Here is a 6,122-nt window from a genome sequence, read left to right as displayed (position 1 = left end):
CAGGTTCTGCATATTGAACTCGGCCAGCACCGCTGAGAGCACTTCCGATGCCAGGCCGATATCGACAATCAGATCATCTTCATCCAGGGTTTTGCGCTCGAAGCTTACGTCGACCACGTAGGTTGCACCGTGAAGCTTTTGCGCAGGGCCAAAAATATCCCCGTTGAAACTGTGGGCAATCATCATGTGATCTCTGACCGTCAGTGAAAACATACCGGTGTCCTTGCTTGAAGTGGAGTTGAAAAATCAGTCCTCGTGAGCAGCAAAGTAGGCGGACACGTCCGCCTACTTTCTTTCAGCTTAGTACTATCAATAAATCCACCCGATAACCGGAGAAGCCATGCTCAGCGTCGGCGTAGGCCCCGTCAGCCTTTCCATAGGACACCTGTTGCTGATTCTGGCGTTTATTGTCGCCCTGACTGCCGGCGCAATAGCGGGACGCAAGCGAAACCTCCCGATATCCGGTGCCCTGGCGGATATTTTCCTGGCCACCATGGTGGCCGCCCGCATCGGCTTTGTGGTCCGTTATTTTGAGTACTACCGGGACGACTGGCTGGGCATTATCGACATTCGCGATGGTGGCTTTGACGTGGTGTCTGGTCTGGTGGTGGCGTTACTGTTCACCGGCTACCAGCTCTGGCGCCATACCAACATCCGCCGGCCCCTGGGAATTGCTGTGGCCGCAGGCCTGATGACCTGGGGATTTACCACCGGCGTGATCACCCTGATCGAGGCCCAGACCCGGGGGATACCTGACGTCGTGTTAACCGACCTGAACGGGCAACCGGTCAGCCTGGACTCACTGGCCCCGGGGCAGCCTGCTGTGGTAAACCTCTGGGCCACCTGGTGCCCTCCATGCATTCGCGAAATGCCGGTACTGGAGGAGGCCCAGGCACGCTACCCGGGAATCACCTTTGTCTTTGCCAACCAGGGTGAGCATCCCGAAACCATCAACCGGTTTCTCAGCAGGCAGGGCCTGAAACTGGAACATGTGCTCAGTGACCGCGGGGGCGGATTTGCCCGCGCCGTCGGCAGCCAGGGCCTGCCAACCACCCTGTTCTATAATGCCCGGGGCAAACTGGTGGACAGCCACATCGGTGAATTGTCCAGAGCCAGCCTTGCCCGGGGCCTTGAACGCTTTGACGCCAGCCCGCCCTCACCATAACCAGCGAAAGTGCAAGCCCGGCGCCCGCTATCGAGGACAGGGCTCATTCCGTAGCCGCAATTGCGAAGTTTTCCAGGGCACCGGAAACCTTCTCAAGCGCCGCATCACAGCCTTCTATGTCATGCCGCTGCTGCAGATACGCAGGATCGTTGTAGCCAAGCCAGACCTGACCCGACTCATCTTCCCAGATCAGCGCCTTCTGGGGCAGGTCAATAGCCACACTCTGCACACACTGCATCAACGGCGTGCCCACCTTCGGATTGCCAAAGATCACCAGCTCTGTGGGCCTGAGCTGAAGACCCACACCGGCTGCTCCGGCGCTGTGGCTAACCCGGGTAAAAACCGTCATGCCCTTCTTTTTCAGCAGGGTTTCCAGCCTGTCGGCGGTCGCAGACACGCTGTGATTGCTCTTGAGGGTGATCATACCGTCGGCTGCAAAGCCGGTGACCGGTAAGACGATGCACACCAGCATGACCAGTGATTTTATCAATGCTCTCATTTCAGACTCCTTGCCGTAACCGAACCCTCATGATAGGTCAGATCCATGGCATCTGCCCGCCAGGTAATAATGAAACTGATACAGATTCATGACAGACTCGTAATCTGGCTATTATGCCCTCCGAATTCCTATAAAAAGGTCAATTATGGCTCGCATAACGAAACCGCGAATTTTCGCGACCCTGTTTCCCGCTGCGCTGCTTCTCTCGGGTTGTGGCCAGCCTTCATCCGGACAGGCCAGCCAGCAGTCATCCGGGCAAACCAGTGCTGAAATCGCCGGCCCGGAACAGAGTGGCGTTCTTCAGGTTGCGACCCGCAACGGCTCTACCACCTATTACCTGGACCGGCACGAGAATGCTATCGGGCCCGAGCACAGCCTGGTCAGCCAGTTCGCGGAAAGCAAAGGCTGGACGGTCGAATGGACCATGTACGAATCCACAGCCGAAGTGCTGGAAGCCCTGGAATCCGGCGACACCCATCTCGCCGCAGCCGGGCTGACCCACCTGCCCTCCCGCACCGAACAGTTTACCCGCGGCCCTGCCCACACCGAGATCACCGAACAACTGGTATGTCACCGGGAGCACAGGCCCATGCCACGCCTGCCTGAAAACCTGGCAGGCGTCGAGATCCGCGTAACGGCCAAATCCAGTTATGTTGAAACCCTGAACAAACTTGCCGGCCAGCACGAGGGTATCACCTTTTCCGAGGACGATGACCTGACTACCGAGTTGTTACTGTCGGAAGTGGCCGAGCAGGAACTTGACTGCACCGTAGCGGATTCCAACATCGTGCAGGTCATGCGTCGCCACTTCCCGCACCTGGAAGTGGCCATGAATCTGACTTCCGGCAAGAACCTGGGCTGGTATTCACCGAACACCTTCGCGGATATTGCCGATACCGCCCATGAATGGATGAACAGCCCTGCTGGCGACCAGGCCATCGGCGATATGGAAACCCGCTATTACAGCTACATCGGCGAGTTCGATTTTGTCGACCTCAGGGCCCTGAACCGGCGCATTGAGAACCGGCTGCCGGACTTCAAGGATGAATTTGTCAAAGCCGAAAAGCAAACCGGAATGCCTGCAGATCTGCTTGCAGCGCTTTCCTATCAGGAATCCCACTGGGACCCGGCCGCCGTGTCACCCACCGGTGTGCGCGGCATCATGATGCTGACCCGGAACACCGCCGAATCCCTGGGCGTCACCGACCGGCTGGACCCGGATGCCGCCATTGATGGTGGTGCAAGATACCTGGCCGACCGCCACCGCCGCCTGCCGGAAACCATCCCCGAGCCGGACCGCACCTTCCTTGCACTGGCCAGCTATAACATTGGCCGGGGGCACCTGCTGGATGCCAGGCAACTGGCAAGGGAGCTGGGTAAAAACCCGGATTCCTGGGAAGATATGTCGGAAGTCCTTCCCCTCAAAGCCGACAAACGCTATTACCCGAGCACCCGTTACGGCTATGCCCGGGGCTACGAGCCAGTCCATTATGTTCAGCGCATCCGGAACTATCGTGACGTGATTAAGGGATCCTTTGAATGATTCAGCCATTACGGTCCCTGGCAGAGCGATGTCATGAAATATCCGGGCCAGGACTGACCCGACCCGGAAATCAGCGCCGGGAACGGGAAACAAAGCGGAGCTGGCCGTCGTCAACCGGACCATACCGGAGCGCTTTCACGTCAGCGCTGTAATTCTGGCTGACCCGCCAGGGGTCATCCAGGCCCTGCCGGGGTAACCGGTCATCCGCACGGCGGATATAACCGGAATCCAGCCCACCCATCACCGTATCATCCGCGCGCCGGGCGTCGGCGTTCTCTGCCACACATACCTGCAGGTCATGGGCATCCATATAATTCAACACCCGACACAGATACCCGGCGGCAATATCGACTTTCAAGGTCCAGGAAAGATTGGTATAGCCGAATACCATGCCAGCGTTGGGAACTCCCTCTACCATCACATTCTTGTAAATGACCTTGTCGCGCATCACCACCGGTTCGCCGTCCACAATCAGTTCGGCACCGCCGAGCATCTGGATATCAAGACCGGTGGCCGGAACAATAATATCGGCTGTGAGTTCCGCGCCGGATCTGAGCCGGATACCGGTTTCCGTAAACCGCTCGATATGGTCCGTCGCCATGGATACCGACCCTTGCCGAATGGCCGTGAACAGGTCGCCATCCTTCACCACACACAGGCGCTGATCCCAGGGGTCATAACCGGGCGAGAAATGGCGCATGTCCGCCTTTTCGTCCAGCTGTTTACGGACCCTGCCCAGTATCCACCGGCGAATCATCCGCGGCCGCTTGCGGGAAAGCCTGAACAGTAACCGGGCAATGCTAATGTTGCGGGCACGAATCAGGCGATAGGCCAGGTCCGAGGGCAGGATACGTTGCAGCAAGCGGGCAATGCGGTCGTCCGAGGGCAACGGCATCATATAGGTGGGAGAGCGCTGAAGCATGGTGACATGGCCCGCCTTCTCGGCAAGAGCGGGCACCAGCGTGACCGCGGTGGCGCCGCTGCCGATAACCACCACCCGCTTGCCGCTGTAGTCCAGGTTTTCCGGCCAGTGCTGGGGATGGATGATCAGCCCCCTGAATGCGTCTTCATCCGGAAAGTCCGGCTTGTACCCCGCGTCATAGTTGTAATAACCGGTGCAGCCGATCAGGAAATCAGCCGTGAACGTAAGCTCCTCAGCCGTTGCTTCGCGCTCGGCAGTCACCGTCCAGCAGGCGTTCTCGCCAGACCATTCCGCCCGCTTTACCGCCAGACCGTAGCGGATGCGTGAACTGACGTCATACTCTTCCGCGGTATCCGCCAGATAACGTTTGATGGAAGGCCCGTCCGCCAGCACTTTGCCGCCGGTCCAGGGGCGGAAGTTGTAGCCGAAGGTATACATATCGGAATCCGAGCGGATGCCGGGGTAGCGAAACAGGTCCCAGGTGCCGCCAAGAGAATCACGACGCTCAAGAATGGTGAAACTTTTGCCCGGGCATTCCCGTCTGAGGTGGCATGCCATGCCAATGCCGGACACGCCGGCGCCGATAATCAGAATGTCTGCATGCTGCTCACTCATGACCGCCCCTGCTCCTTTGCCCCGCTTTGCCGGAGCCGGTGGTGCGCTACCGGCTATCGCGGCCGCAGGCGCTCCACCCGGATGGAGCCGTCACGACCCACATGACCGCGCACCTCCACGTAGTCACCCACCCGGGGGTTCTTGCGGATGCGTGCCCCGGAAACGTCCAGGGGCAAGCCGTCAAGGCTCCAGCGCCCGGTAAGGCGGCCATGCAGACGCACCTCGGCGCCGGTGGGCATGGGCGCCTTGCGACCGTCCGGGCCCGGGGCGCCGGCGGCGATCCAGCGCTCCAGCAGAGCGATCTGGGCATCGTCCAGATAGGGAGGGCCGTCAAAGGGCATGCGCGGACGGGCAATCCCGGTCACCCGGCGCCACAGCTCGCTCGCCCGGGGCACCCCCGGCACTACTGCCGCGCGTTCGCCAGTTCCCACCACCTGCTCCCAACTCGACAGCCGCAGCCCCTCGGGTGGGCGCCCCATGATGCCGTTGTCGCTGTGGCACTTGGCACAACGCTGCAGCAGAATGGGTGCCACGTGTTCAAAGCTCTCGCCGCTGCGCTCGGCCAGCGGCGCCAGCCCGGCCGGCGCCGGCTCTGCGGCCGCCGCACCGGTAGAGTTCCCCTCTGGCGCGCCTGCCTCGATCCAGCGTGCCACCCGGGCAATGTCTTCCTCCGGCACCCAGGGTGGTCCGGTCAGCGGCATCCGTGGCTGGCTTTCGCCGCGCAGGCGATGCAGCAGTTCACTCTCCCCCGGCTGGCCGGATTTTACCACTGCGCCGCGGCTGCTACCGTCCATCAAACCCTGATAGCTGTCCAGGCTGAGTCCCAGGGGCGCACCCGGGCCGCTGTGGCACATTAAGCAGTGGTCCTGGAACAGTGGCTTGAGATCCTGATAGGTGATCTGGGCCCCGGCATTGAGGCTGAACAGACTGAAAAGGACCAGGGCGGCAACTCGGGATAGCGACATGGGCGGCTCCAGGGCAGGTGGCAGGCAATAAGAGTGTCGACATATGCGACATAATGTCGCATTCCGTTGTCCGGCTTCCGGCACTGTGGTGATATCTACCATCATAATTCAGACCGAAGGAGCCATACCATGTTAACAAATGTTCCCAGAAGTTTAACCCCGTTGGGGCTTTGTCTGTTTCTGGCTGCCTGTGGTGGCAGCTCATCGACCGATATGACAGAACAGAACAACCCTGTCACTGACGCCAACGTGACAATCCCCTTCGCGGCCGTTGTCAATGCCTCCAACGACACAATCAGCTGCGATACACCCCTGACAGGCCTGGGCACTGCAGGCACCAACGCGAGTCTGGAGGATTTCCGCTTTTACGTGCACAACATCGTCCTGACCACCTCTGGTGGGCGCGAGCTCCC

Annotated in this window: 7 protein-coding genes; 3 read left to right on the top strand and 4 right to left on the bottom strand. The window is 60.1% G+C overall.

The window, feature by feature from the left end:
• Positions 1-213, bottom strand: a 213-nt coding sequence (locus VJ956_RS00710; protein ID WP_324080566.1) for a 6-pyruvoyl trahydropterin synthase family protein, incomplete at its 3' end; no start/stop codon positions are given.
• A gap of 127 nt (positions 214-340) precedes the next feature.
• Here VJ956_RS00710 and VJ956_RS00705 point away from each other — a divergent pair.
• Positions 341-1,165: a TlpA disulfide reductase family protein gene (locus VJ956_RS00705; RefSeq protein WP_324080564.1), complete on the top strand. Its 825-nt coding sequence runs from the start codon at positions 341-343 to the stop codon at positions 1,163-1,165.
• 43 nt (positions 1,166-1,208) lie between these two features.
• Here VJ956_RS00705 and VJ956_RS00700 read toward each other — a convergent pair whose 3' ends face one another.
• Positions 1,209-1,664: a DUF302 domain-containing protein gene (locus VJ956_RS00700; protein ID WP_324080562.1), complete on the bottom strand. Its 456-nt coding sequence runs from the start codon at positions 1,662-1,664 to the stop codon at positions 1,209-1,211.
• 145 nt (positions 1,665-1,809) lie between these two features.
• On the opposite strand from VJ956_RS00700, the gene mltF reads away from it, so the two are divergent.
• Complete coding sequence (gene mltF, locus VJ956_RS00695) at positions 1,810-3,207, top strand: membrane-bound lytic murein transglycosylase MltF (RefSeq protein ID WP_324080560.1); 1,398 nt, start codon at positions 1,810-1,812, stop codon at positions 3,205-3,207.
• A 70-nt stretch (positions 3,208-3,277) separates the two neighbouring features.
• Here mltF and VJ956_RS00690 read toward each other — a convergent pair whose 3' ends face one another.
• On the bottom strand, positions 3,278-4,744 hold the full coding sequence (locus VJ956_RS00690) for an NAD(P)/FAD-dependent oxidoreductase (RefSeq protein ID WP_324080558.1): 1,467 nt from the start codon (positions 4,742-4,744) through the stop codon (positions 3,278-3,280).
• Between the two features lie 53 nt (positions 4,745-4,797).
• Positions 4,798-5,709: a c-type cytochrome domain-containing protein gene (locus VJ956_RS00685; protein WP_324080555.1), complete on the bottom strand. Its 912-nt coding sequence runs from the start codon at positions 5,707-5,709 to the stop codon at positions 4,798-4,800.
• A gap of 129 nt (positions 5,710-5,838) precedes the next feature.
• On the opposite strand from VJ956_RS00685, the gene VJ956_RS00680 reads away from it, so the two are divergent.
• Positions 5,839-6,122: hypothetical protein (locus VJ956_RS00680; protein WP_324080554.1), on the top strand; the 284-nt coding region annotated here is incomplete at its 3' end.

Origin of the sequence: Marinobacter sp. (genome assembly GCF_035268745.1) — a bacterium.
GTDB lineage: Bacteria > Pseudomonadota > Gammaproteobacteria > Pseudomonadales > Oleiphilaceae > Marinobacter.
The sequence above is the reverse complement of the archived record's forward strand: the minus strand, read 5'-3'. Positions and strand labels throughout refer to the sequence as shown.

Coding starts and splice junctions, on each gene's coding strand:
- mltF (WP_324080560.1), top strand. CDS start 1,810: ATGGCTCGCATAACGAAACCGCGAATTTTCGCGACCCTGTTTCCCGCT.
- VJ956_RS00685 (WP_324080555.1), bottom strand. CDS start 5,709: ATGTCGCTATCCCGAGTTGCCGCCCTGGTCCTTTTCAGTCTGTTCAGC.
- VJ956_RS00705 (WP_324080564.1), top strand. CDS start 341: ATGCTCAGCGTCGGCGTAGGCCCCGTCAGCCTTTCCATAGGACACCTG.
- VJ956_RS00690 (WP_324080558.1), bottom strand. CDS start 4,744: ATGAGTGAGCAGCATGCAGACATTCTGATTATCGGCGCCGGCGTGTCC.
- VJ956_RS00700 (WP_324080562.1), bottom strand. CDS start 1,664: ATGAGAGCATTGATAAAATCACTGGTCATGCTGGTGTGCATCGTCTTA.